The following is a 24,502-nucleotide window of genomic DNA, read 5'->3' on the forward strand; positions in this document are numbered from 1 at the left end:
CCCGCACCTTCCCCCGCCCGTTCCCCCGCACGCGGTTCCCGCCCGGTTCAAGCGCCCCGGCAGGCACCGCTTAGGCTCGGGGCCGATCAACCGACTCGGGAGAGCGCCCATGGAACGCCTTCGCCACGACGACCCGTCGCACGTCGGGCCGTACGCGATCCTGGCCCGGCTCGACTCCGAGACCGCCGAACGCACCGTTCCCGAGCGCCGCTACCTCGGGCGCACCGCCGACGGGCAGCGCACCGTCCTCGTCTGCGTGCCCCGGGTCGGCGCCGACCCGTCCCGGTGGGCGATCGAGGCCGAAGGCGCCCGGCGGTCGTCCGTGCCCCGCTTCCTGCGCATCGAGGAGGTGGGCGGCACGGCCGGCTTCCCCTGGTACGCGTCCCCGTACACGCCCGTGCTGCCGCTGCCGGCCGTGCTCGCCGCGTACGGCGGGCCGCTGCCCGAGGACACCGTCCGTAGGCTCGGCGCCGCACTTGCGGAAGGACTGACCGCCGGACACGCCCAGGGGATGACCCACGCGGGGCTGTCACCGGCCGCCGTGCTGGTCACCGCGGCGGGACCGCTGCTGACCTGCTTCGGTGCCCTGCGGGCCGCGGCTCCCGACGGGACGCGGCGGACGGGGCTGCCCGGGCTCGATCCGGGCTGCCTGGCCCCGGAGCAGGCGTCGGGAGGCCGCCCGGGGCCGCTCGGGGACGTCTTCGCACTGGGCGCCGTCCTCGCCTACGCCTCGACCGGCCACACCGTGCCCGAGCAGAGCGAACTGCCGCCGGGGCTGCGGACGCTGGTCGGAACCTGCCTGTCCTCCGACCCGGCGGTCCGGCCGCAGTCCGCGCGGGAAGTGCTGGGCGAACTCGTGTCCCCCTGGGCGGGCTCCGCCGCGTCCGAGGACCCGTACGCGCAGGCCGGAACGGTCCTCGACCACGGAGCCGTACCGTTGCCGGGCCGGGTCGTTGCCGCGCTCGCCGCCCAGTCCGCCGCGCTGCTCGCGGCGGAACTCCCCTCCCCGCAAAAGCCGTTCGCCACGGCCCAGAAGGTGCACTGACCCGATGTCCGCCCCGCTCGTACCGCCCGCCCCGCTCGCACCGCTCGCACCGCTCGCACCGCTCGCACCGCTCACGCACGACGATCCGCAGCACCTCGGCGACTTCCGGCTGCTCGCCCGGCTCGGCAGCGGCGGCATGGGCACCGTCTACCTGGCCCGTTCGGCGGCCGGGCGGACGGTCGCACTGAAGACGGTCCACGCCCGGATCGCCGCCGACACCGCCTTCCGTACCCGGTTCCGGTTGGAGGCGGACGCGGCCCGGGTCATCGGCGACCGTTACGGGGCCCGGGTGTTCGCCGCGGACGCCCTGGCCGGCACGCCGTGGCTGGCCACCGAGTACGTCATCGGGCCGCCACTGGACGAAGCGGTGGGGCTGGCCGGCCCGCTGCCCGAGCCGTGCGTGCGCGCCCTGGGCGCGGACCTCGCCCGGGCGCTGGGCCAGCTGCACCGATCGGACGTGGTGCACCGCGACCTCAAGCCCTCCAACGTCATGGTCACGGCCGCCGGGCCCAAGGTCATCGACTTCGGCATCGCGCGCGCCCTCGGCGACGAACGGCTGACCCGCACCGGGGCCGCGGCCGGCACGCCCGCCTTCATGTCGCCCGAGCAGGCCGGCGGCCTCGAACACACCCCGGCCGGCGACGTGTTCGCGCTCGCCGGCGTCCTGGTGTTCGCGGCCGGTGGGCACGGCCCCTTCGGCAGTGGGCAGGCCGCGGACCTGCTCTACCGGGTGCGGTACGCGGAACCCGACCTGGGACGCGTTCCGGCGGCACTGGCTCCGCTGCTCGCCCGCTGCCTGTCCAAGGACCCTGCGCAGCGCCCCACGACGGCCGAGCTGGCGGACCTCCTCGCTCCCGGCGGCGGCCCGTTCGCGGACCGGCTGCCCCAGCCGGTGCTCGCGGACATCGCCCGGCGCGCCGCGGCCGTGTGGCAGGAGCCCCCGCCGCGACTGCCGGCCCCCCGCGGGGAGGCGGACCCTGTCGTCGCCGACGACGCCGGCATGTCGCGCCGCAGACTGTTCGCGGTCTCCGGGGCCGCGGCCGGCGCCCTCGCGCTCGCGGCGGGGGGCGGGCTGTGGGCCTGGCTCGACAGCCGCGCCGAAGACGGGAACGGAGCGGCGGACGCCGGACAGCCCGCCCTGGAGTCACCGCCGGACGAGCTGTGGAAGGTCGAACTGGCAGTCCCTGTGACGGGCGACGCCCCGCTGTCGGTGAACGGCATGCTCGTCGCAGCCACCGGAACCACGACCACCGGGATCTACCAACAGGACGGCAAGCGCCTGAGGGACGTCCAGGGGTTCTCGCGCGGCTGGCGCGTCGCCACCGACGGGAAGACCCTCTACGCGGTCAGGAAGCCGGACGCCGCGGACAAGGCCCTCGCGGTGCTATCCCTGGACCTGGAGAACGGCAAGGAGCAGGCGCCGCTCGTCCAACTGGGCGCGTACGACGGTACGAACGCGCTCAACCAGATCCTCGGGGTGGCCGGCGACACCGTGTTCCTGTGTGCCAAGGCGGCCGCCGGCGACCAGTGGTCCGTGCTGGCCGCGAGCCTGAAGACCGGCAAGGAACTGTGGCGACAGCCGACGCCGGCCCCCACCCAGCAGCAGGTGGAACTCGGGCGCCCCTCCCCCGTCCGCGTCAAGGCCGTACGCGGAGGGGTTCTGCTGTGGCATCGCGGCGAGACGGGCGACGCCTCCCGGTTGTCGCTGCACGACGCCGGTAGCGGCGCCGTGCGCTGGGCCGTGTCGCTGGACGGGCCGGGCGCCACGCCGGACCAGCTGGCCACGGATGACGACCGCGTGTACATCGGCGCCGAGAAGGTGCACGCGCTGCGGCTCACCGACGGCGAATCCGCCTGGGTCTTCGGCGCGAACCGGGACGCGGGCGAGGTCGGCGCCCGGCGCCGGTACGGCACACCGAGCGTCCGCGACGGGATCGTCTACGCCGTGGAGGGCACACGCGGCGTCGTCGCCATCAGCGCCGCCTTCGGCACGTTGCAGTGGATGGACATCCTGCCGGAGGGTGCGAACCCGAACCGCGACCTCGCCCCCGTGGTCACCCCGAGCCACATCTACACCATGGACGGGGCGGGTCTGCGAGCCGTCCGCATCCGCACCCAGGCCCCGGTCTGGCGCTACCCGACGAACGCCTACGCCCTGACGCCGGATCCGGACGGCAAGCGGCTCTACCTTCGCGAGGAGAAGAAACTGATCGCCCTCCCGCTCCCGTAGGGCCGCAGCGGGAACGCCCGTACGCCGGCGGCTCGGGGCCGTCGGCGTACGGGCGTTCCGTTCGGTGGATCATCAGCCCGCCACGCGGGCCTCCTGCTCCCGCGGCTGGGTGGGCAGCGCCGGGCCGGGGGTCGTCCGGCCGAGCTTCTCGCCCTCGACGTCCATGTTCGGCAGGAGTCGGTCGAGCCAGCGGGGCAGCCACCAGGCCGACCGGCCGAGCAGGGCGAACAGGGCGGGCACCAGGGCCATGCGGACGATGAAGGCGTCGAACAGGACGGCGATGGCGAGGCTGAAGCCGACCATCTTGACGAAGACGTTCACCTCCATGATGAAGCCGGAGAAGACGCTGATCATGATGATTGCGGCGGCGCCGACCACCCGGCCGCCGTAGCGGAACCCGGTGACCACCGCTTCGTCGGGCCGCGCCCCGTGCACGTAGGCCTCTCGCATCCGGGTCACGAGGAAGACCTCGTAGTCCATCGCGAGACCGAACACCACACCGATCATGAAGATCGGCAGCGTGCTCATGATCGGGCCGGGCTGGTCGATGCCGAAGAGGTCCGAGAGCCAGCCCCACTGGAAGACGGCCACGACCGCGCCGAGGGCCGCGCTCACGGAGAGCAGGAAACCGAGGGCCGCCTTGAGCGGGACGAGCAGTGAGCGGAAGACGAGCACCAGCAGCACGAAGGCGAGTCCGACGACCAGCCCCAAGTACGGCAGCATCGCGTCGTCGAGGGTTTGGGAGAAGTCGATGAACAGGGCGGTCTGGCCGGTCACCAGGACCTCGGCACCGTGGTCGGCCCCGAGGCCGCCCGCGATGCCCCGGATCCTCCCGACCAGTTCCTCGGTCTCGTGCTCGGCGGGGCCGGTCTTCGGGATGAGGGTGAGGACCGCGGTGTCGCCCTTGCCGTTGGGCGTGGCCGGGGTCACCGCTGCAACGCCCTCGACCTTCCCGAGTTCCTTGCCCACGACGGCGGCCGCGGTCACCGCGTCCGCGGCCTCGACGGTGACCATCAGCGGTCCGTTGAACCCGGCTCCGAAGGACTCGGACAGGAGGTCGTACGCCTTGCGCTGCGTGGTGTCCGCAGCCATGGTGCCCTCGCCGGGCAGGCCGAGCTGGAGCCCCGCGGCGGGCACGGCGACGGCGCCGAGGCCCACGACGCCGAGGAGCAGGACGGCCAGCGGGCGGCGGACGACGAAGGTCGCCCAGCGGGTACCCAGGTTCGGCTTCCGGCGCGCTGCCCGCTTGTCGGCCTTGCGCTGCTGGCGCTCCGTGAGCGGCTTGCCGTAGTGCATCTTGCGTTCCCTGCGGGGCATGACCTTGATCGGCGCGAAGCCGAGGAGGGCGGGCACCAGGGTGATCGCGATGAGCACGGAGACGGCGACCGTACCGGCGGCGGCGAGGCCCATTTTGGTGAGCATCGGTATGTTCACCACGCTGAGGCCCGCGAGGGCGACGATGACGGTGAGTCCGGCGAAGACGACGGCGGAGCCTGCCGTACCGACGGCCCGTCCCGCGGCGTCCTGGCGCTCCCGGCCCTCGGCCAGTTCGGAGCGGTATCGGGAGACGATGAACAGGGCGTAGTCGATGCCGACCGCGAGGCCGATCATCAGCGCGAGGGTGGACGTCGTGCTGGACAGTCCGAAGGTGCTGCCGAGGGCGGTGATGGCCGCGCCACCGATGGCGACGCCCACGATGGCCGTCAGCAGGGACATGCCCGCGGCGATCATCGAGCCGAAGGTGAGCACCAGGACGATGGCGGAGACGAGGATGCCGATGCCTTCGGCGCCGCCGCCGGGCGCTCCGTCCACTGTGATGGCGTCACCACCTGCCTCGACCACCAGTCCGGTGGACCGGGCGTCCGCGAGTGCCTTGTCGAGGCCGTCGTGCGCCTCGTCGGTCACCTTGAGGGCGGGGACCTTGTACGTGGCCACGGCATACGCCGTGGTGCCGTCCTGGCTGAGGGCCCCGGTCAGGAAGGGGTCGGAGGCCGACACGACGTCCGGCGCCGTGGTCAGCGCAGCGACGAGCCTTTCGACCTTGACCTTCTCGGTGGGATCGGAGAGCTTCGCGCCGGCGGGCGCCCGGACGACCACGCGGGCGGTGGCGCCGTCCACGCTCACGGCCGGGAACTTCTCCTTCAACAGGTCGAAGGCCTTCTGCGACTCCGTACCCGGCATCGAGAACGTGTCGGTGGGTGGAGGCGGTGCGGTGGAGGCGGCGACGCCGAACCCGACGAGGACGGCGAGCCAGAGCAGTGACACCAGGTCTCGTCGCCGGAAGGCGAGACGGCCCACTGTGTACAGGAAGGTGGCCATGGCGAAAGAACTCCCGTGTGGATCGGTACGGAACGAGCGGGCGCGGCGTGGGCAACGGTGGGCGCCTCGCCCTCGGCGTCACGGTCTGCGCCACCGAGGTTCATGACGCCAGAATGGCACACACATGGCGCCACTGTCGCGCCACATCTGAGCCATCGCATCAAGGTGGCCGAAAAGCGCCACCCGCCCCCGGCCGCGGTGCCGCCCCGGCGCGAGTGCGGGCAGTCGGCCGAACACGGCCCCCATCTCGGAAGGCAGCCCGCTGGACGAGCGAACGCGCGGCACTGGGCGGGCGCCGCTCACCCCGACGCCACCCTCGACACACATGGCGCCACAGTGGCACACAACAGTCGGACGGCGACTCGATGACGCCGGTTTCCATCTGGGCGATGTTGTCGACCCCGTCAAGTTCCACCGGCTCGCCGTCGACCCAGCACCGCACCGCGGGCCGCCGGCATGGCCGGTCGCGGAGGCGCATCACCGAGGGACTACGTCCAGGACACGACGCGATGCTGATGGACCGACAGGAAGCCCTGACGCGCGGGGTGGAGAGAACGCGGGCCGCGCTGGTGACGCTCATGCCATGATCGGGCGCGGCGGTCTCGCCGACTCCATCCCCACCAACGGATGACGGTCCGCTCCCCGACCGGGAGGCGGACCGTGAACGGCTCGAATTGGAGTGGTTCTATGAGCAGCAACCCGTTCGATGACGCGGACGGCCGGTTCTACGTGTTGGCGAACGAAGAGGAACAGCACTCGCTGTGGCCGTCGTTCGCTGAAGTTCCCGCCGGCTGGCGCATCATATTCGGCGAGGAAAGTCGCCAGCGCTGCCTGGAACACGTCGAGGAGCACTGGACCGACCTGCGCCCGAAGAGCCTGCGCGACGTGATGGCCGCGGACCCGGCTTCCGTGGGCATCGCATGAAGTGAGATCGGGGCACTTCGCGGAACGACCGAACGACCAACGACCGAAGGACCGATGACGAGGAACGGGGCTACCCGGCCATCAGCCGGGCAGCCCCGTTCACGTTCCGTGCGGTCCGCCCCTCGCCCTTTAACTCTTCGCCTCGCGGTTGAAGGCCGAGCGGGCCCACAGGTAGCCGAGGACGCTGAGGACGACGCCCCAGCCGAGCGCCAGCCACCCGCTGCTGCCGATCTCCGTACCCATGAGCAGGCCGCGGAGGGTGTCGGTCATCGGGGTGAAGGGCTGGTATTCGGCGAACCAACGCAGGCCGACTGGCATGGACTCCGGGGGGACGATGGCGCTGCCGAGGAAGGGCAGGAACGTCAGCGGCATGGGCGCGTTGCTCGCTGCCTCCACACTGCTGGCGCCCAGGCCCATCGCCGCGGACAGCCAACTGAGGCCGAAGGCGAGCAGGGTGAGGATGCCGAGGACTGCGAGCCATTCGACGACGGTGGCGTTGGGCCGGAAGCCCACCAGGAGCGCGACACCGATGACCAGGACCAGGCTGATCGCGGTCTGGATGACATTGCCCACGACATGCCCGGTCAGTACGGAGGAGCGCGAGATGTTCATGGTTCGGAAGCGGTTGATGATGCCTTCGGTCATGTCCGTGCAGACCGAGACGGCGGTCGAGACCCCGCCGGCGGTGGCGGCCATCAAGAGGATGCCGGGGGCGACGAAGTTGGTGTAGTCGCCGCGGTCGCCCGTACCGCCGCCCGGCAGCGCGATGCCGGCGCCGAGCGCGCCACCGAAGACGTACACGAACAGCAGGAGCATCAGGATCGGCATCGCGACGATCCACACCATCATCGAGGGGTAGCGCCGGGTGTGCTTCAGGTTGCGGCGCAGCATCGTCATCGAGTCGCGCATCGCGTACGTGGTGCTCATCGCCGATCCTCCTGCACCGTGTCGGCGGATTGGGGAACGGTGGTGGCGTGGTGGCGCGACCCGTCGCCGGTGAGGGCGAGGAAGACGTCGTCCAGGTCCGGCGTGTGCACGGTCAGTGCGTCCGCCTCGACTCCGGCACTCTCCAGCAGGTCGAGTACGGCGCGCAGTGCGGGGATGCTGCCGTCGCTCGGGATCTGCAGGGTGAGCTTCTCCTCGTCGCGGGCCGCTGGGCCGAGGGCGAGGCGGCGGGCGGCGGTGTCCAGGCCGAGCAGGTCGGAGAACCGGAGGCGGATGTGCCCGCCGGGAACACGGCGCTTGAGCTCGTCCGCAGTGCCCTCAGCGACGATCTTGCCCTTGTCGAGGACTGCGATCCGGTCCGCGAGCTGGTCGGCCTCCTCCAGGTACTGCGTGGTGAGGAAGATGGTCACGCCCTGGGCGGTGAGCTGTTGGATCAGGTGCCACATGGTGCGGCGGCTGCGCGGGTCAAGGCCGGTGGTCGGCTCGTCGAGGAAGATCAGGCTCGGGTTGCCGACGAGGGTCATCGCCAGGTCCAGCTTGCGGCGCATACCGCCGGAAAAGGTGGAGGCCATCTTGGCGGCCACGTCGGTGAGTTCGAACTGCCGGAGTAACTCGGCGGTGCGCCGCTTGCCCTCCGACCGGTCCAGGTGGTGCAGGTCCGCCATGAGGAGCATGTTCTCCTCGGCGGTCAGCAGTCCGTCCACCGCCGCGAACTGGCCGGTGACGCCGATCCGGGCGCGGACGTCGTCCGCGCTCCGCTCCAGCGAGTGCCCCGCCACCGTCGCCTCGCCACCGTCGGCGACGAGGAGCGTGGAGAGGATCTGGACCGTGGTGGTCTTCCCGGCGCCGTTCGGGCCGAGCAGTGCGAAGATCGTGCCCGCCCGCACCTGAAGGTCTATCCCGTCGAGCACGACCTTCTCGCCGTACGATTTGCGCAGGCCGACTGCGCTGATCCCCTGGGGCGGGGCCATCTGTTCGGTCGCGGCACTCATCGTGCCCCCTCCCATTCGTAGCTGTGACGGCGCAGCGCTCTGAGGTCAGGCACCGAGCGCCCGCTGGATGGTGATGTCTCCGAGGCTGGTCCTCGCATGCACCTTGACGGTCTCCGCGCCCGCCTCGGGGCCTTCGGCGACCTCGAGGGCGCTGTGGACCGTCCCGGCCTGGGAGTTGATGTCGAGCCAGGCGGCAGTGCCCGGGCGAATCCCGACTTCTAGGTCGCCCGCCTTGGTCTGGAGCTCCACCGTGCCGCGCGCCACTTCCTCGATGCGCACGTTGCCGTTCGAGCTCTTCGACGACACGGACCCTTGGGCACGGCCGACCGTGATGTTGCCGTTGGCGACCTTCAGTCGCAGATCGCCCGCCACATCGTCGAGCCACGTGTTGCCGTTGGAGTTCTTGATGTCGGCGTTGCCGCCGACCGTCCGGACCCGGACGTCACCCGAACCGGTGGTGATCTCGGCGTCACCGGCTACCGTGTCCAGCCGCACGTCCCCGTGCTGCGTCTTCAACCGCACCGGGCCGGCCTGGTCGAGCTGGATGTCGCCGGCGCTGGTGCGGACCTCGCACTCGCCCAGCGTCCCCTTGCAGGTGATGTCACCCATCTCCAGCGTCCCGAGGAGGCGCGAGCCCCGGGGCAGCGCGACGTCGAGCGTGACGGCACCACGAGCGCTGAACAGCCCGCGCGCCTTCGGGGTGCGGATCGTCAGCGTGCCGTCGTTGAACTCGACCCTGCTCTCCTCTGCGGCGCGGATGTCGTCCTTGTCGCCTGCGGTGCGGGGGTGGATCTCGACCACCGTGTCGGTGCGGTCCGTGGCACTGATCCGGGCGACTCCGACCTCGACGTGGATGGTCGCGGTGATGGGTCCCTGGGTCTCGTAAGAAGGCATGGCTGTCCCGTCCTCGTGAGTCTGGTGGTCGCCCCCTCGCTGCGGGGACGCGAAGATGTCGCGAGAGTGATCGGCCTCGCGCCGCCGACGTCGCACTACGGGGACTCGACCCCGCCCGGGCTCAGGGGGTGCCTCCTTCGGACCGCGCTCGGCCCGATCCGAAAGAGACGGCCTAACTCACCCACCCCGTGAAGCTCCTGCGGCCACCCCGCTGGGGCGCCGGCGCGTCGCCCTGACGTCCGCCACCGGGCTCCAGCACGCCCGATACGGCCCTGACGATCCAGGCGTTGAGCGAGAGGCCCTCCCGCGCGGCGGCCTGCTCCGCACGCGTCTTGAGGTGGCCGGGGAGTCGGAGGTTGATGCGCGCGGTGCTGCTGTCCTCCCCTTCCGGCACGAACGGAACGGGGGACGGGGTGTGCATCTCCTCGAAACCCTGCACCGCGAAGGGCTCCTCCTTCGGCGGCGCGGTGACGACGAACTCGGGCTCCAGCCCACGCAACCGCACGTCGACCGAGCCCGGGGCGAGCTCCCGGGTGACTTCGCCCATGGCGTCCGACAGGGCGCTCAGCAGGATGAGCCTGGTGGCCGACTCCAGCGGCGCCGTGATGCGCTCGGCGAGAGCGCGGGCATCTTCGCCGCCTGCTCCGGCGGCTACCGCGAGCTCGTTGCGAAGATTTGCGACATAGGGCGTGAGGTCCATGCCTCCTAGCATGACACACGCATGGCGCCATGGCGAGCCAATCTGACGTCAGATGCGCCAAGAATAACAAAGATGCAGGTCAGGGCATGTGCCATTAATGCGCCATCCTGAGCCATTCGGCGCCACACCCGCAGCTGCGAAGGCCTCCAACCGGAGTGCGGGGCACAAGTCGGGCTTCGCCTCCGCCAGGTCCGTGCCGCCACATCATCGACGGCCGGTACCCGGCACCCGGTACGCGCAGCGAGGCCACGGCCCGGGCTCCCGGCGGGGCCTGTCGGGCCTCAGCTACCTCCCGCGCAGCGGCGTCGACGGCGCGTACGGGCCGCGGACGCAGAACTCCGTAGGGCACTTCCAGCGGGACAACGGTGTCGCCGTGGACGGCATAGCCGGCCCGCGGACCACGGCGGCCATGGGCGTCGCCCGCGAGATCGGCAGCACCGGCCCCGGCGGCGGCAGCCCGACCGTACCCGTACCGCCGCTGTAGGGCAGCGTCCGCGCACGCGCCCAACCGGTCGGGTTCGCCGGCTTGTTCCTCAGCCATCGACTCGCTTTCCGATCCGTCCCGTCGTACGCGGTGCGCGGCGGCCCTTCAGGGGATCGGTCCCCGGACCCCGTGGCGGCTCCTGGCTAAGCTGAGCCGCATGGAGTCACCCCGCCCTTCCGTACGTGTCGTATGCGTCGATCCCGACCAGCGGATCCTGTTGTTGCGCTGGCGTGATCCCGCGACCGGGAACCACATCTGGGAGCCGCCGGGCGGCGGCATCGAAGCCGGTGAGGACCCGCTCGCTGCGGCGCGGCGGGAGCTGATCGAGGAGACCGGGCTCCGGGACGTCCCCATCGGCGAGCGGTCCGTCATCGTTGCCCGGAAGCTGAGTTGGAACGGGGTGGATTTCGCCGGAGAGGAAGCCTTCTTCCTGTGCCTGCCCTCCTCGGCACCAGCGGTCCGCCCGGGCGGACTGGAACCGTACGAGGTCGAACAGCTCCAGGAGCACCGTTGGGTGCCGTGGCACGAGTTGGGCGGCCTCCCCGACCCGGTCGAGCCACCACAGCTCCTCGACGTACTGACGGAGTTGGCTCCCGACGGCCCTTGGGCCACCGCCTCGGCCTGATCGGCCGACGAGCGGCCGGCGCGACGCCTCCGCGGCGGCGCCGAAGTCGCGAACATGCCAACATTGGGGTGCGGGTGCGGGTGCGGGTCCCGGGTGCGGGTGCCGGGTGCGGTTCACCACGGCCGACCGGCGGCAACAGAGTTGAGGACACGGATGAACCAACTGCGCCGACGGCGCCGGGGACGGAACTCGTTCGCCGCGCTGGAACCGCTCCGGCAGGAGGTCACCTCGGCGGTTCCCGAGGTCGTACTCGGCCCGGGGAGCACCGAGGCCGCGCGGCTGCTGCTCGTCGCGAACGGCTACGGGCGGCACCCGGTGCCCGAGCACGCGGGCGCGGCCTCGTGACCGCCCCGCGCCAGGACCCCCTGCGCGACCCGCGCTTCTTCGCCGACCCCTACCCCACCTACGACCGGCTGCGCGAGGGCTGCCCGGTCAGGCGGGTCCCCACCGGCTCCGGCGGGCACCACGCGTACCTGATCACCGGCCACTCCGAGGCCCGCGAGGCGTTCACCGACCCGCGCCTGTCCAAGGACACCGCCCGCTTCTTCGCCGACCGGCCCTCGGACCGCGACCTGCACCCGGCGATCTCCCGCAACATGCTGGCGAGCGACCCCCCGGCACACACCCGCCACCGACGGGTGGCGACCCGGCTGTTCACGACCGGCCGCGTCCGTGAACTGCGCCCGTTCATCGCCCGGGTCGTGGACGACCTCATGACCACGTGGCGACCGGGCACGGACATCGACCTGGTCGCGGACCTCGCGGTGCCCCTGCCGGTCACCGTCGTCTGCGAACTCCTCGGCGTGCCGGAATCCGACCGCGCCGCGCTCGCCGGCTGGTCCCATGACCTCTTCGACGCGACCGACACCGCCCTCGTCGACACCGCATCGCACCGGATCGGCGACTACCTGACCGACCTCGTCGACACGGCCCGCACCGCCCCCGGCGACGGCCCGCTCCACTCCCTCCTGCGCACCTGCGACCAAGGCGGCCTCGACCGGGACGAGACCGTCTCCCTGGCCGCCCTCCTGCTGGTCGCCGGTCACGAAACCACCACCCACTTCATCGGCAACGCCGTCCTGGCCCTGCTCCGGCACCCGGAGGCGTTCGACCGCCTGTGCCGGGACCCGGACCTGATCCCCGGCGCCCTCGACGAACTGCTCCGCTTCGACTCCCCGGTGAGCGTGGCCACCTTCCGTCACAGCACGCAGGACCTGCGCGTCGGCGGGGTCGACATCCCGGCGGGATTCCCGGTGCTCATCGCCCCCGGGGCCGCGAACCGCGACCCGTCCGCGTTCCCGGACGCGCACCAACTGGACCTCGACCGCGACGCCGGCGCCCACCTCTCCTTCGGCCACGGCATCCACCGCTGCCCGGGCGCCCCCCTGGCCCGGGCCGAGGCGGAGATCGCCCTCCGCGCGCTGGTGACCCGCTTCCCGAACACGCGCCCGGCCGTCCCCGCTGGATCCCTGACCTGGCGCCGAACCCGGCTCACTCGCGGTCTGACCGCCCTCCCCCTCACCCTCGGCTGCGGGCCACGGCCGGTACCGGCCGCGAAGGGGGACGGACGTGACTGACGCCGCCGAGGACACCTCCGGGAACGCCGCCCTGCTGTACGCGCAGGACATCCACGTCGCCTACGGCGAAGAGACCGTCCTGGCCGACGTCTCCCTGGCCCTGGAACCCGGCCGTTGTCTGGCTCTCGCCGGTGCCAACGGCTCCGGCAAGTCCACCCTGTTGCGCGTCTGCGTGGGCCGCCAGCAGCCGGACCGGGGCGGGGCCCGCTTCGCGGGGGCCGCGCCGCGCGAGGCGGACCCCGCCTTCCGGCGGGACGTCGGGCTGCTCCTCGACGGTGCCGAATGCTTTCCCGACCTCACCGTCGCGGAGCACGTCCGGATGGTCGCCACCGCCCACGGCCTGGGCCCCCGGGCCGCTGCCGCCGCCCACCGGGTACTGGCCGAACTCGGCCTGGACCACCGTGGCGACGCCTTCCCCGACGCCCTGTCGGCGGGACAGCGCCAGATGCTGCTGCTCGCCTCGGTACTGGTCCGCCCGGCCCGCCTGATCGTCGTGGACGAGCCCGAGCAGCGCCTGGACACCGCTGCCCGGCGCAGGCTGGCCGCCGCGCTGCGGGCGGCGAAGGCCGCCGGCACGGCCGTACTCCTGGCCTCGCACGACCGCGCCACCGTCGAGGAGGCCGCCGACCGGGTGCTGCTCCTGGACCGGGGCCGGACGGCCGCCCTGGGCACCCCCGCCGAGGTGACCGGTGTCGCGGAGGTCTCACCGTGGCGGTGACCACCGAACACGCCGCCGAGGGCCGGGACGCCACGGCCACGGCCGTGGCCACCGCGGCGCGGGCCCGGCGCGAACGCGGTGCCGGCCGGCCCCGGTTCGACGACGCGTGGACCTGGGTGGTGGCGGCCGTCTCCGCACTGGTGGTGCTCGCGGGCCTGGTCCAGGCGGCACCGGGCATCGGCCAGGGGCTGGGATGGTCCGGCGGACCGGCCGCCCGCGCCGGAGTGGTCGGCACCACGCTGTTGCTGTTCGCCGGCCAGATCGCCCTGTGCGTACGGCTGGGGCCGGTACTGCTCAGCCCCGCCGAAATCACCTGGCTCCTGCCGCTGCCCGGCGACCGGGGCCGACTGCTGCGCCCCCGGCTGGTGCGGGCCGTGGCGGTCGCCTGCGCGGCGGCCCTGCCCACCGGTGCACTGGCCGTCGCGCTCGCCCTGGCCCTGCAGGGCGAGCGGCGGTACGAGGTCCTCCCCGTCGCGCTCCTCGCCCACCTGGCGCTGGCCTGCCTCGCGGTCGGAGTGGGCACCGTGGCCGAGGCCCGCCCCGTCCTCGCGGGCCGGGTCCGGCTGATCGGAGGCGGTTTGGCACTGGCCGGAGCGACCGTGCTCGCCTGCGGAACCTCGGCACCCGCGGTGACCGAATTGGCCGCCTGGTCCGGCCCCTGGGGCTGGGCGGGCGCGGCCGTCGACACGGCGGCCGGGCACGGCTCGCCCCTGGCCCAGACGGCGGCGCTGGCCTGCCTCGCCGCGTGCGCGGCGGGCGCCCTGCGGCAGGCGTTCCGGGCCGTGGCCGGCATCCCGACGGACGCGCTGCTCGCCCGGGCCCGCACCGGGCGGGAGGTCACTCGGGGCGCGACGCTACTGGACCTGCGCGCGCTGACCCTCGTCCTGCAGTCGACGGGCGGGCGGCGCCGGCGGACGGCCCGGATCCCGATGCCGAACTCCCGCTGGGCGCTGCCGCTGTGGCGGGACGCCGTCGTCCTGCTGCGCCACCCCTGGCGGCCGGTCCTGGCCTGCGCCGCCCTGGTCGCCGGGTTCGCCCAGTTCCGCGTGGTGGCCGACTGGCTGACGGAGCCGGGCCACGGTGCGGTCGGCCCCCTGAAGGCGGCGTTCGTGGGCCTGCTCCTCGTCGTACCGCCGTACCTCGCGGCGGTCGCGCTGGCCGAACCCGCCTACCAGGACACGGACCGGCCGCGCCGGGCCCTGTTGCTGCCGCTGTCGCCCGGTGTCCTGGCCCTCTCCCACCTGGTGGTACCGGTCGCGTTCCTGTGGGCCGCCGGCGGTGTCGGCTGGGCTGCGGCCCTGCTGTCCGGACCGCCCGCGGGACCGCTCGGTGCGTACGCCACGGCGCTGCTGCTCGCGGGTCCCGCGCTGGTCGGCACCACCTTGGTGGGTGCCTACCGGGGGGCGCCCCGCTACGACCTGCTGGCCCTGTCCCTCGACTGGTACGCGGCCGTGCCGTTCGTCCTGTGGCGGCTGGCCCCCGCGCTGGCCGCGGGGTTCGTGACGGCGCCCTACCTGTGGCACGTCGCGTACCACCCGACCGCCGGCCCGGACGGGGACACCCTGTGGCTGGCCGTCCGCTCCGCCGCCGTCCTGGCCTGGGCCGTCCGCCGCATCGGCCGCCAGGCCGAGGAACTGAGCAGCTGAGCAGCTGAGCCAGCAGGTACGCAACCGCACGCCCGGTGGAAACCGCGGGTGCTGTCGCTCATCCATGTCCGTCCGCCCTGAGAGCACCCGCGTCCACGTCCGAATCCGCCCTGAAGGCTTGACTCCGCGGGGGTTCGCCTTCGAGGGTCGTCCCATGCTCGAAAAGATCTTCGCCCTGCCCGTGGACGAGGCGCTGGCCGGTACCGTCAGCCTGCGTCGCCTGGGTGGGCTTCCGCTCCTCGTCGTCGACCATCCCCGGGCGCGCGCCGCCGTATGCCTGCAGGGTGCGCAGCTCGTTGCCTGGCAGCCGGCGGGGCACGAGCCCGTCCTGTGGCTGAGCGAGCAGGCCCGCTGGGAGGCGGGGGTTGCGGTCAGGGGAGGCATCCCGATCTGCTGGCCGTGGTTCGACGACGCGGGCGAGCCCATGCACGGGTTCGCCCGCACCACGATGTGGGCGCTCGTGGCGTGCCGCGAGAGCGACGACGGTGTGCGGCTGACGCTGGAGCTGCGCAGCAGCGAGGAAACCCGGGCCCTGTGGCCGCACGACTTCACGCTCCGGGCCCGGATCGCGGTGGGCAGGGAGTGTTCGTTGGAGATGGAGGTCAGCGGGGAGCACAGCAGTGTGGGCGCCCTGCACACGTACCTGCGCGTGGGCAAGGTGGGTGGCGTGAGCGTCGCGGGGCTGGGGGGCCGGTACACGGACGGATTGCGCGAGGAGGCCCCGGGGGTGCAGGACGGTCCGCTCGTTCTCGTCGAGGACGAAGAGATCGAGCGGTACTACCCGGAGGCGGGCGAGGTGAGCCGGGTCGAGGACCGGGGAGCGGGCCGGGGAACGGGCCGGGTCGTCGAGGTCTGTCACCGCGAGCACAGCGATGTGGTGGTGTGGAATCCGGGCGAGGAGCCGGTGCCCGACGTCGCGGAGGGAGCCCATCGGGAGTTCGTGTGCGTGGAGACGGCGCGACTGGGGCGACCGCTCGTGAGTACGCCGTCGGAGTCGGCGCTGCTCGCGGTCTCGCTGCGGGTGGCGCGGACCGGCTAGTGCTGTGACCGGAAAGGTTCACCGGCTCACGACGCCCGGTACGGCACCTCGCCGCGTTGTCGGACCGCGCAAGTACGTCCAGTACGAGCCGCGGTCCTCCGCCTTGCGATGGACCGCACCGAACGCCGCGAACCGGCAAGCCTTTCCGGCCACAGCACTAGATCCACCCCTTGCGGACGGCCTCCGCGCCGGCCTGGAAGCGGCTCTGCGCGTTCAGCCGCTTGAGCAGATCGGCCATGAGCCGGCGGACGGTCCGGATGGAGACACCGAGCTTGCGGCTGACGCCCTCGTCGGTGAGGCCGTCCTCCAGCATCTTCAGCAGGGCCAGGTCCCGCTCGCTGGGGGCGTCGTCGTTGTCGGTGGCGGGAGCCTCGCCGAGCGGTACGGCGCGCGACCAGAAGACGTCGAAGAGCTCGTCGAGGGCGGCGACGACGCTCCTGAGGCGGATGACGAACGCGCCTTCGCGGCTGTCGTCCTCGTCGACGGGGATCACCACGACGGAACGGTCGCAGAGGATCAGACGCATGGGCAAGGAGGGCACCGTGCGGGTCTGGCCGCCCCGGGATGCGAACCACGTGGCGTAGTCCACCGTGGCGTTGTCGTTGCGGACGCTGTCCAGGTAGACCGTCTGCATCCGTACGCCGCGGGCCAGGTTGCGCTGGTCGAGCGGCCGGCACGCCTCCAGGGCGGCGGCGCTGAGGGCGCCGCCGGGCATGAAGGCGCGGACCTCGGAGGTGGCCCGTTGCGAGAGTTCCATCAGCCGCATGCGGATGCTGTCCACCCCGTGCAACCGCTCGACGCCCTCGGTACCCGCCTGGATGTGCAAGGACGTGTATTCAGAGGCCAGCGCCGCGACGACGGCTTCGTCGCGGGAGAGCATGGCGCGTTGCGCGTCGAGCTCGGCCTTGGCCTCGTGGAGCAGGGGCGCGAGTCCGACTTCGGGGTTGACCGGTACGAAGCGCTCGACGTTGGAAGAGGAACGCAGAAGGGACAGCCGGGTGAGACGGTCGAGGGATGCGCGGATCTCGGATTCAGCGAGGTCGATGTTCCGCTGGATCTCCGCTATGTCCCAGTTCGGGTGGAGCAGGAGCGCCCGGTAGACATCGTGATCCCGCTCCCTCAGCCCAACGCTCGACAGCATCCCTGGTCCCCCTCGCCTTCAAAACGGCCAGCAGGGAAGGCCGCAGTGGCGCCATCATACTGACCGGTTTGCACTGACCAAAGGAAGTTCTAGAGTGATCAGACAGGCAGGGGAGTTCGTTGACAACCCAGCGAACGTCCGATATTCGGACACTCGCCGGGTTGTCCGGAGCGTCACGTGGCGGGCTTGAGGACCTTGCCGAGTCCGTACTTCTGGAGCACCTCGGGGACGCGGACGCTGCCGTCCTCCTGCTGGTACTGCTCCAGGATCGCGGGCAGGAGCCGGCTCGTGGCGAGACCCGATGCGTTGAGGGTGTGGACGAAGCCGCCCTTGCCGTGGCGCGGGCGGTAGCGGATGCCGCCCCGGCGCGCCTGGTAGTCACGGGAGTTGGAGACCGAGCTGACCTCCATGTACGCATCGACGCTCGGCAGCCACACCTCCACGTCAACGGTCCTGGCCATGGCGCCGCTGAGGTCCTCGGCCGCGAGTTTGGTCACCTGGTAGTGCAGTCCGAGGTCGGCCACCAGCTGCTCGGCCTTGGCGAGCAGCTCCGCGTGGGCCGCGTCGGAGCGATCCGGGTGCGCGAACTGCACCATCTCCACCTTCTGGAACTGGTGCCCCCGCAGGGTTCCGCGCTCCGTGGAACGATACCCGCCGATCTCACTCCGATAGCAGGGGGAATAGGCGAAGTACCGCCTCGGAAGGTCCTCCTCCGGCAAGGTCTCGTCTCGATGCAGGGCGATGAGTGCCGTTTCCGAGGTGGGGATCAGGAACCGGTTCTGCTCACCCTTGCCCGCACCGACCGTAAAGACGTCCTCGCTGAACTTCGGGAACTGCCCGGCGGCATATCCCGCCTCCTGGCCGAGAATGTGCGGCGGCAGGATGAATTCGTATCCGTCGCGACGGTGGGCCTCGACGAAGTAATTGAGCAGAGCCCATTCGAGCATTGCGCCGTCACCCGTATAGACCCAGAACCCACTTCCCGCCAGTTTCACCCCACGCGCATAGTCCACCAGGCGCAGGGTCTCCGCGAGTTCCACGTGGTCCTTCGCGGGAAATGCGTACCGGGGCTTGTCTCCGATGACGCGGAGCGTTTCGTTGTTCTCCTTACCGCCGGGCACGACGTCGTCGTCCGGGAGGTTGGGCAGCGGGTCGAGGAAGGCGGCGCGGGTGGCGGCGAGCTCGGCGAGGCGGTCCTCGTGCTCCTTGATGCGGGCACCGACCTCGTGCGACCTGGTCCGTACCTCGTCCAGGGCGCCGTCGGTGAGGCCCTCGCGGGCGACCTGGCCCGAGAGCTTCTTGCGCTCGGCGCGCAGCGCCCCGATCTCACTCTGGACATGGCGGTACTCCGCGTCCAGAGTGAGGAATCGGCGCAGGTCGACTTGGACCCCGCGCTTGGCCAGGGCTCGTTCGACCTTTTCGGGATCCTGACGGATCAGAGCAACATCCAGCATGTGAGGTGACACTCCACTCCACTGATGGCCGACTTGCGGCATCGTCCCTGCGGAGCGCGGGCGAGCAGGGTAACTCGCGGTGCCACCACGCTTTCGCCGACAGAGTCGGCCTCGGTTGGCCCGGTCACGGGGGCGAGCCGGCAGGGCATTGAGCCGGCGTTCGCCAGCCTTTCCTCCCTGCACTCGGGAGGGGATTCACTCCGGGGTACGAGGCCGCGTTCTCAGCAAATCGGCGGCTCTCTGGACTCGCAACTTCCCGGAACTACTCGTCTCCGTCAACGTGTTGTAAAGACCCTAGATCACGAACTCGACCGCGGTCAAGGGACATTAATCCGAAGGTCGAGGCCGCTCTTCATCCGTGGAACTGCAGCTCGGCCGTGCGCCCTGATATCACGTCCCGAACACCCAGGCAGATCGCGGTGACGGCTGCCCGTTCGGCAGGGTCGCACACCGCCGAAAGGGACTCCTCCAACACGCTCCATTCACCCAGCCGCTTTCGGCCGATCTCTTGGAACAGCACCTGGTGCACCCCGGTGGCGCACAACAAGGAGGCGGTCAGCGCACCGTTCCTACTCACCGGCGGGTAGCGGAACAGGGCATTGCGGACGGTACCCACGTACCGCTCGTACTGTGCACGGTCCGCCGGCCCGTACCTCTCCCCGGCCGGCAGGCTCGGCCACCCGCGCGGCACGGGCACCAGCTCCCCGGACGACACGAGAGCGCTCAGGACACCCTCGTACGTCACGGGGGCGAGGTCGTTCACCCAGGTGCTCACGGACTTGGGCCGTCGCGTTGCCCGCAGCCGCTGCAGGATCTGGTCGAGGTGCGGCGCCCCCGTCGGACGGTCATTGACGACGACGAGGGCTCCCCGCTCCCTACCTAGGCGCCCCGCCAGCGTGAGGGACATGAGTGCGGCGCCGGCGACTCCCAGGCTCAGCTCTTCCCTTCGGCCCGGTGCGTCACCGGCGAGAGCGCCCGCGGCGAGGAGCAGGTAGCGGCCGGGCAGGCCGAGGGTCACACCGCCTCCGCCGTCGCTTCGGGGCGCGGCGCGGGCTCGACGGCCCGCTGCGGGCCGGTGATCCCCCGTACGGACGGCAGCAGGCAGACGAGTACGCAGGGAACCGCGACCAGGGCCGCACCGGCCAGCAGGACACCGGACGTGCCGATCTGCTCGGTGAGGGGGCCGATCAGGGCGTACGCCAGCGGCATCGACACCACGGTCAGCAGGAAGTCGTAGGAGGAGACCCGGGACAGGACCTGCTCGGGGATGACGCGCTGCAGCGTCGCGTCCCACAGGGTGTTCAGCAGGATCATGCAGCAGTCGCCCACCGCGGCCGCCACCACCACCCAGGCCATGGGCAGTTCGAGCCAGAGCGTCAGCAGCGGGAGCACCGAGGCGGCCAGCACCAGGTTGCCCGCCACCAGGGGCAGCCGCGGGCGCCAGCGCAGTGCGATCACGCCGCCCACCAGCGCGCCGACCGCCATGCCCGCGCTGACCACCCCCCAAGCGGCGGCACCACCGAAGCGCTGCTGTGCGAGGACCGGGCCGAGGACGAAGAAGACGGCCATGCCGAAGTTCCACAGGGCGTGCACGACGAGGTTCGCGGCCACCCAGCGGCGGGAGACGATCTCGCTCCAGCCCTGGACGAGGTCGGCGGCGAAGGACTGCCCGCGCATGCCCCGGGCCGTCGCGGCGGGCAGCATCAGGAGGGCGACGAAGTTGACCGCGAAGGTCCCCGAATCGAGGAAGTAGACCGCCTTCGTACCCACCAACGGGATCAGCATGCCCGCCACGACGGGACCGGCGATCATGGACGCGCTGCGGACCAGCGACTGCAGGGCTGCCGCCTGCTGGAGCAGTTCCTTGCCCACCAAGGAGGGCATCAGCCCCTTGGAGGCCGGGCCGTGGAATCCGGCGGCGATCCCGTAGACCGCGTTGCCCACGGCGAGGACGAGTGCGGAGCCGTGGCCGGTGGCCGCCAGCACGCCCAGGGACAGCTGGGAGAGGCAGCGGACGCCGTCCGCGCACGCCATCACGCGTCGCCGCGGCAGGCGGTCCGCCACGACGCCGCCGATCAGGGTGGCGACCAGCCTGCACAGCATGCCGACGGCGAGCACGGTGCCCAGCTCGACGGCCCCGCCTCCTTGGCCGATCACCGCGAAGGCGGTGACCAGGGGGACCATGCCGTCTCCCAGGCAAGAGACGGCATGACCGACCCAGAAGATCCGGAACTCCCGTATCCGCAGTGGCCGCAGATCCTGGTGCAGCGAGATCACAGCTGTTGCCGCCACATCTCCTCGTAGCCGTCCATGAACGCGCGCACCTGCCGGCCGGTACCGAAGGTCGGGGCGACCATCGACTGTTCGACGAACGCGCTGCGCACGGCCTCCAGGTGGACCTCCAGATCCTCGGCGGAGTCGGCAGAGACGAGGCACAGGCCCTGCCAGTGGACGGTGGAGCGCACGGCGGGCGTGTCCGTGACGCCCAGCCGTGCTGCGATGCGCACTTCGTGGACGTACTCCGGGGCGCAGAACCGCTGCGGGTCCGGCACCTTCATGACGGTGCCGCGCGGCAGGTGCAGGGAGGTCGTCGCCACGTACCGGCCCGTGTCCTCGTCCGCCCCCGAAACCGGCACTCCGAGTGCGACCTCGACGGCGGAACGGGCCAGCGAGAAGCCGTGCTTGGCCATGACCCCCTCCTGGATCAGGGCCCCGCCGACGCGGGCGGCACACTCGCCGAACCAGAAGGCGCCGGTGGCCCGGTCCTGCAGCAGCTCCAGGTGGAAGACCCCGTCGTCGTACCCGAGCGCGTGCAGCGCCTTGCCCGCGAACGCCCGCGCCTCCTCACACCGCTCGTCCTCGCCCGTGCCGTCCGCGCGGTAGACGGTCAGCGGCTTGGTGTCGGTCGTGTACTCCAGGCACGGCTCGGCGTAGGAGCCGACGGAGGAGAAGACGACCGTGCCGTTCTGGACGACGCCGTCGACGATCCACTCCCGTTCCACGTCGACCAGATCCTCCACGACGAACGGTGTCGTCGCCGAAGGAGCCAGCCGCTGCAGGAGCGCCCGGTACTCCTCCTCGGACCGGGCCGCCTCGGTGGCGGTCGTGCCACCGCCGGCCAGGGGCTTGACCACGCACGGGCCGGGGAAGGGCACATCGGTCAGGGGGCTGCCGGGCACCACGACCCGTGAGCGGGCGGCGGTGAGCCCGGCGGCCAGGACCGCCTGCTTCTGCAGGTGCTTGTCGCGCATGAGGACCGCGCGCCCCAGCGGGGTGCCCGGCAGCTTCAGGAGTGCGGCCAGCGCGGCGACGGTGCTCACCGCGAACTCGTCGAAGGTCACGATGCCGCGCAGGTCCTCCCGGAGCCGATCGCCGAAGTGGCGCGACAGCCCGGCCCACACGTCCCCGACGTCGGTGACGTCCTCGACCACCACCTCCTCGACCCCGGGCGGGATCCGCAGTGACGTGCCGCGCAGGTGATCGGCGGTGTCCCGCACCATGACCGTGCGCAGTCCGCGCCGGACGGCCTCGTGGAGCAGCTGCGGATCGAGACCGATCACCGCGATCGCGTCGCGGCTGCCCTCTGTACTCATTTCCATGTGCATGACCTCCGGCTGCCTCACGGGGCAGGTGTGTTCAAATGCGTTCGACGGCGCGGTTGCGCAGCCGGTTACGGGTGTCGAAGACGTGCTGGGAGGCCGACTCGATGAGGTCGTAGTCGAAGCAATCGTGGTCCGTCAGCAGCACGGTCACGTCGGCCGACGCGAGCTCGTCGGCGGTGAGCTGGACGATCTCGATGCGCGGGTCGAGGGTGCCGGGGGTCGCGTGCGGGTCCACCGCGCGGACTTCGACGCCCGCCTCCAAGAGCTTGAGCGCGACGTCCATGGCCGGCGACTCGCGCAGGTCGGCGGTGTTGGCCTTGTACGCGAGTCCGAGCAGCAGCACCCGGCTGTCCGCGAGCACCCGGTCGTACTTCTTCAGCGTCTCGCCGATGCGCTGCACGACGTAGCCGGGCATGCCCCGGTTGATGTCGTTGGCCAGGTTGACGAAGCCGAGCGGGCGGCCCGTCTTCTCCCGGGACAGCCAGTCGAGGTAGATCGGGTCGATGGGCAGGCAATGGCCGCCGACGCCCGGGCCCGGGGTGAAGGCCATGTAGCCGAAGGGCTTGGTGCCCGCGGCGCGGATGGCTTCCCAGATGTCGATGCCCATGTCCGCGGCGAACATCGCGGTCTCGTTGACCAGCGCGATGTTCACGCTGCGGAAGGTGTTCTCCATGAGCTTCGCCAGCTCGGCCTCGCGGGTACCGCTGACGACGACGGTGTGCTCGACGATCGTGTCGAAGAACTCCTTCACCTTGATCTGCGAGTACTCGTTCACGCCGGACACGAGCTTGGGGGTCTTGGCGAAAGTCCACGTGGCGTTGCCGGGGTCGATGCGCTCGGGGCTGTAGCCGAGTGCGAAGTCACGCCCCGCCTTGAGGCCGGAGCCCTGCTCCAGCAGGGGCGCGACGACGTCCTCCGTGGTGCCCGGGTAGGTGGTGGACTCCAGGATGACCACCGCGCCCGGCTTGATCAGGGGCGCCAGGGTGGTCGCCGAGCCGATGACGGCGGACAGGTCCGGCTCCCCACCGGTCAGCGGGGTCGGCACGCTGATCACCGCGATGTCGAAGCCCTCGGCGTCGCCGAAATCCGGGCTGACGCGGTAGCGCCCGCAGTCGAACGCCTCCTGGAGCTCGAGGTCGGAGACGTCCTCGACGTACGAGTGGCGGGCGAGGAGCCGCGCGACGCGCTGCTCGTCGACTTCGAGACCGATGACCTGGAAGCCCGCACGGACGGCCTGAAGGGCCAGTGGAAGGCCCACGTAGCCCTGCCCGATGACGGCCACGCTCTTCTGCTTCTGCTGCACCGCGCGCATGCCTGTCCCCCTTCCGCTTTCTTTGAGATCGGATACTTCGGGCGCTATGAACGAAACAGACATCTACGGGTAGTCCTGCCTGGTCGGACGGATGGACACGTTGTCCAGGTGGATGTGGGCCGGACGGGAGACCACGAACTGGACGAGGTCCGCGATGTCGTCCGGGGTGAGGATCGGACCGATCTGCTCCTGGTACGACCTGAACCACTCCGGGTCGTAACCGGCGTTGGCCTGGAACGAACTGGCGACGATGCCCGGCTCGATCAGCGAGACCCGGATGCCCTTGGGCCCCAGCTCCCGCCGCAGCCCCTCGGATGCTCCGTGCACGGCGAACTTGGTGGCGCCGTACACGCTGTTGAAGGGGGAGACGTTGCGGCCGATGGTCGAGCCCAGTACGACCAGGTCGTACGAGCGGCGGGGTACCGCCGGCGCCGCCTCGGCCTCCACGCACATCGCCCCGGCGAGGATCCGCATCTGCCGCAGCGCGCCGAGGACGTTGACCTCGAGCAGTTCGGCCCACTGGGACTCGTCGGAGGTCATGACCGTGCCGGGCAGGCCCCGGCCCGCGTTCACCACACCGATGGCGGGGGCCGCGCCCAGCTCGGCGGCGCACCGCTCGACGCACTCGGTGAGGACCTCGGTGCGGCTGGCGTCGCCGGCCACGGCGATGACCCGGCCGCCGAACTCCTCGAGCCGGACGGCCGCTTCGTGCAGCCGGTCCTCGTTGCGCCCGTTGACGACGAGGTCGTAGCCCTGGGCGGCGAGCTTGCGCGAGACGGCCAAGCCTATTCCGGAGGACGCCCCGGTGACGATGGCCGCGCGCCTGATCTCCTGCTTCATCAAAACCTCCACGTT

The 24,502-nt window shown here is 71.5% G+C and carries 22 protein-coding genes; 10 read left to right on the forward strand and 12 right to left on the reverse strand.

Annotation, left to right across the window (positions count from 1 at the left end; translation table 11 throughout):
• The first annotated feature begins 109 nt into the window (after positions 1–109).
• Together ACIQK6_RS10400 and ACIQK6_RS10405 are read left to right on the forward strand one after the other, a co-directional pair.
• A complete protein-coding gene (locus ACIQK6_RS10400) occupies positions 110–1,045 on the forward strand; it encodes a serine/threonine protein kinase (RefSeq protein ID WP_329098418.1) in 936 nt (311 codons plus the stop codon).
• A gap of 4 nt (positions 1,046–1,049) precedes the next feature.
• Positions 1,050–3,275, forward strand: coding sequence for a protein kinase (locus ACIQK6_RS10405; RefSeq protein WP_402694659.1), 2,226 nt, complete (start codon positions 1,050–1,052; stop codon positions 3,273–3,275).
• A 72-nt stretch (positions 3,276–3,347) separates the two neighbouring features.
• Here ACIQK6_RS10405 and ACIQK6_RS10410 read toward each other — a convergent pair whose 3' ends face one another.
• Positions 3,348–5,594: an MMPL family transporter gene (locus ACIQK6_RS10410; protein WP_329098420.1), complete on the reverse strand. Its 2,247-nt coding sequence runs from the start codon at positions 5,592–5,594 to the stop codon at positions 3,348–3,350.
• A 687-nt stretch (positions 5,595–6,281) separates the two neighbouring features.
• Here ACIQK6_RS10410 and ACIQK6_RS10415 point away from each other — a divergent pair.
• A complete protein-coding gene (locus ACIQK6_RS10415; protein WP_329098421.1) occupies positions 6,282–6,518 on the forward strand; it encodes an MbtH family protein in 237 nt (78 codons plus the stop codon).
• A gap of 129 nt (positions 6,519–6,647) precedes the next feature.
• Here the strand turns inward: ACIQK6_RS10415 and ACIQK6_RS10420 are convergent, their stop codons facing one another.
• From ACIQK6_RS10420 to ACIQK6_RS10435, 4 genes are all read right to left on the reverse strand, one after another.
• Positions 6,648–7,445 (reverse strand): ABC transporter permease, encoded by a 798-nt coding sequence (locus ACIQK6_RS10420; RefSeq protein ID WP_329098423.1) that lies wholly within the window; start codon positions 7,443–7,445, stop codon positions 6,648–6,650.
• Entirely contained in the window at positions 7,442–8,455 is a 1,014-nt protein-coding gene (locus tag ACIQK6_RS10425; RefSeq protein ID WP_329098426.1) for an ATP-binding cassette domain-containing protein, read from the reverse strand. The genes ACIQK6_RS10420 and ACIQK6_RS10425 overlap by 4 nt, the downstream gene beginning before the upstream one ends.
• Positions 8,456–8,500: 45 nt before the next feature.
• Positions 8,501–9,349 (reverse strand): DUF4097 family beta strand repeat-containing protein, encoded by an 849-nt coding sequence (locus ACIQK6_RS10430; protein WP_329098429.1) that lies wholly within the window; start codon positions 9,347–9,349, stop codon positions 8,501–8,503.
• A 172-nt stretch (positions 9,350–9,521) separates the two neighbouring features.
• On the reverse strand, positions 9,522–10,049 hold the full coding sequence (locus tag ACIQK6_RS10435) for a toxin-antitoxin system HicB family antitoxin (protein ID WP_329098431.1): 528 nt from the start codon (positions 10,047–10,049) through the stop codon (positions 9,522–9,524).
• A 193-nt stretch (positions 10,050–10,242) separates the two neighbouring features.
• Between ACIQK6_RS10435 and ACIQK6_RS10440 the strand changes: the two genes are divergently transcribed.
• From ACIQK6_RS10440 to ACIQK6_RS10470, 7 genes are all read left to right on the forward strand, one after another.
• Entirely contained in the window at positions 10,243–10,533 is a 291-nt protein-coding gene (locus ACIQK6_RS10440) for a peptidoglycan-binding domain-containing protein (RefSeq protein WP_329098433.1), read from the forward strand.
• 157 nt (positions 10,534–10,690) lie between these two features.
• Positions 10,691–11,158 carry an NUDIX domain-containing protein gene (locus ACIQK6_RS10445; protein ID WP_329098434.1) on the forward strand — a complete coding sequence of 156 codons (468 nt, stop codon included), beginning with the start codon at positions 10,691–10,693 and terminating at the stop codon, positions 11,156–11,158.
• Positions 11,159–11,311: 153 nt separating this feature from the next.
• Positions 11,312–11,503 carry a hypothetical protein gene (locus ACIQK6_RS10450; protein WP_329098436.1) on the forward strand — a complete coding sequence of 64 codons (192 nt, stop codon included), beginning with the start codon at positions 11,312–11,314 and terminating at the stop codon, positions 11,501–11,503.
• Positions 11,500–12,735 carry a cytochrome P450 gene (locus ACIQK6_RS10455; protein ID WP_329098438.1) on the forward strand — a complete coding sequence of 412 codons (1,236 nt, stop codon included), beginning with the start codon at positions 11,500–11,502 and terminating at the stop codon, positions 12,733–12,735. Before ACIQK6_RS10450 ends, ACIQK6_RS10455 begins: the two co-directional genes overlap by 4 nt.
• Entirely contained in the window at positions 12,728–13,453 is a 726-nt protein-coding gene (locus ACIQK6_RS10460; protein ID WP_329098439.1) for an ABC transporter ATP-binding protein, read from the forward strand. Before ACIQK6_RS10455 ends, ACIQK6_RS10460 begins: the two co-directional genes overlap by 8 nt.
• Positions 13,450–15,099 (forward strand): DUF6297 family protein, encoded by a 1,650-nt coding sequence (locus ACIQK6_RS10465; protein WP_402694660.1) that lies wholly within the window; start codon positions 13,450–13,452, stop codon positions 15,097–15,099. The genes ACIQK6_RS10460 and ACIQK6_RS10465 overlap by 4 nt, the downstream gene beginning before the upstream one ends.
• Before the next feature lie 154 nt (positions 15,100–15,253).
• Entirely contained in the window at positions 15,254–16,138 is an 885-nt protein-coding gene (locus ACIQK6_RS10470) for a D-hexose-6-phosphate mutarotase (protein ID WP_329098444.1), read from the forward strand.
• Positions 16,139–16,295: 157 nt separating this feature from the next.
• Here ACIQK6_RS10470 and ACIQK6_RS10475 read toward each other — a convergent pair whose 3' ends face one another.
• The 7 genes from ACIQK6_RS10475 to ACIQK6_RS10505 form a co-directional block, all read right to left on the reverse strand.
• A complete protein-coding gene (locus ACIQK6_RS10475; protein WP_329098446.1) occupies positions 16,296–17,279 on the reverse strand; it encodes a LuxR C-terminal-related transcriptional regulator in 984 nt (327 codons plus the stop codon).
• A gap of 173 nt (positions 17,280–17,452) precedes the next feature.
• Positions 17,453–18,733 (reverse strand): serine--tRNA ligase, encoded by a 1,281-nt coding sequence (gene serS, locus ACIQK6_RS10480; RefSeq protein WP_329098448.1) that lies wholly within the window; start codon positions 18,731–18,733, stop codon positions 17,453–17,455.
• Positions 18,734–19,085: 352 nt separating this feature from the next.
• Positions 19,086–19,751: a GPP34 family phosphoprotein gene (locus tag ACIQK6_RS10485; RefSeq protein WP_329098450.1), complete on the reverse strand. Its 666-nt coding sequence runs from the start codon at positions 19,749–19,751 to the stop codon at positions 19,086–19,088.
• Complete coding sequence (locus tag ACIQK6_RS10490) at positions 19,748–21,025, reverse strand: MFS transporter (RefSeq protein WP_402694661.1); 1,278 nt, start codon at positions 21,023–21,025, stop codon at positions 19,748–19,750. Before ACIQK6_RS10490 ends, ACIQK6_RS10485 begins: the two co-directional genes overlap by 4 nt.
• On the reverse strand, positions 21,007–22,332 hold the full coding sequence (locus tag ACIQK6_RS10495) for an acetyl-CoA carboxylase biotin carboxylase subunit family protein (RefSeq protein WP_402694662.1): 1,326 nt from the start codon (positions 22,330–22,332) through the stop codon (positions 21,007–21,009). Before ACIQK6_RS10495 ends, ACIQK6_RS10490 begins: the two co-directional genes overlap by 19 nt.
• A 37-nt stretch (positions 22,333–22,369) precedes the next feature.
• Positions 22,370–23,647, reverse strand: a complete 1,278-nt coding sequence (locus ACIQK6_RS10500) for a nucleotide sugar dehydrogenase (protein ID WP_329098456.1) — start codon at positions 23,645–23,647, stop codon at positions 22,370–22,372.
• Positions 23,648–23,710: 63 nt separating this feature from the next.
• Entirely contained in the window at positions 23,711–24,487 is a 777-nt protein-coding gene (locus ACIQK6_RS10505; protein WP_329098458.1) for an SDR family oxidoreductase, read from the reverse strand.
• Between the last annotated feature and the right edge of the window lie 15 nt (positions 24,488–24,502).

The sequence above is a fragment of the Streptomyces sp. NPDC091682 genome (assembly GCF_044756625.1).
Taxonomy (GTDB): Bacteria; Actinomycetota; Actinomycetes; order Streptomycetales; family Streptomycetaceae; genus Streptomyces.

Coding starts and splice junctions, on each gene's coding strand:
- ACIQK6_RS10470 (WP_329098444.1), top strand. CDS start 15,254: ATGCTCGAAAAGATCTTCGCCCTGCCCGTGGACGAGGCGCTGGCCGGT.
- ACIQK6_RS10450 (WP_329098436.1), top strand. CDS start 11,312: ATGAACCAACTGCGCCGACGGCGCCGGGGACGGAACTCGTTCGCCGCG.
- ACIQK6_RS10435 (WP_329098431.1), bottom strand. CDS start 10,049: ATGGACCTCACGCCCTATGTCGCAAATCTTCGCAACGAGCTCGCGGTA.
- ACIQK6_RS10475 (WP_329098446.1), bottom strand. CDS start 17,279: ATGCTGTCGAGCGTTGGGCTGAGGGAGCGGGATCACGATGTCTACCGG.
- ACIQK6_RS10400 (WP_329098418.1), top strand. CDS start 110: ATGGAACGCCTTCGCCACGACGACCCGTCGCACGTCGGGCCGTACGCG.
- ACIQK6_RS10405 (WP_402694659.1), top strand. CDS start 1,050: ATGTCCGCCCCGCTCGTACCGCCCGCCCCGCTCGCACCGCTCGCACCG.
- ACIQK6_RS10445 (WP_329098434.1), top strand. CDS start 10,691: ATGGAGTCACCCCGCCCTTCCGTACGTGTCGTATGCGTCGATCCCGAC.
- ACIQK6_RS10500 (WP_329098456.1), bottom strand. CDS start 23,647: ATGCGCGCGGTGCAGCAGAAGCAGAAGAGCGTGGCCGTCATCGGGCAG.
- ACIQK6_RS10425 (WP_329098426.1), bottom strand. CDS start 8,455: ATGAGTGCCGCGACCGAACAGATGGCCCCGCCCCAGGGGATCAGCGCA.
- ACIQK6_RS10430 (WP_329098429.1), bottom strand. CDS start 9,349: ATGCCTTCTTACGAGACCCAGGGACCCATCACCGCGACCATCCACGTC.
- ACIQK6_RS10495 (WP_402694662.1), bottom strand. CDS start 22,332: ATGGAAATGAGTACAGAGGGCAGCCGCGACGCGATCGCGGTGATCGGT.
- serS (WP_329098448.1), bottom strand. CDS start 18,733: ATGCTGGATGTTGCTCTGATCCGTCAGGATCCCGAAAAGGTCGAACGA.
- ACIQK6_RS10410 (WP_329098420.1), bottom strand. CDS start 5,594: ATGGCCACCTTCCTGTACACAGTGGGCCGTCTCGCCTTCCGGCGACGA.
- ACIQK6_RS10505 (WP_329098458.1), bottom strand. CDS start 24,487: ATGAAGCAGGAGATCAGGCGCGCGGCCATCGTCACCGGGGCGTCCTCC.
- ACIQK6_RS10420 (WP_329098423.1), bottom strand. CDS start 7,445: ATGAGCACCACGTACGCGATGCGCGACTCGATGACGATGCTGCGCCGC.
- ACIQK6_RS10415 (WP_329098421.1), top strand. CDS start 6,282: ATGAGCAGCAACCCGTTCGATGACGCGGACGGCCGGTTCTACGTGTTG.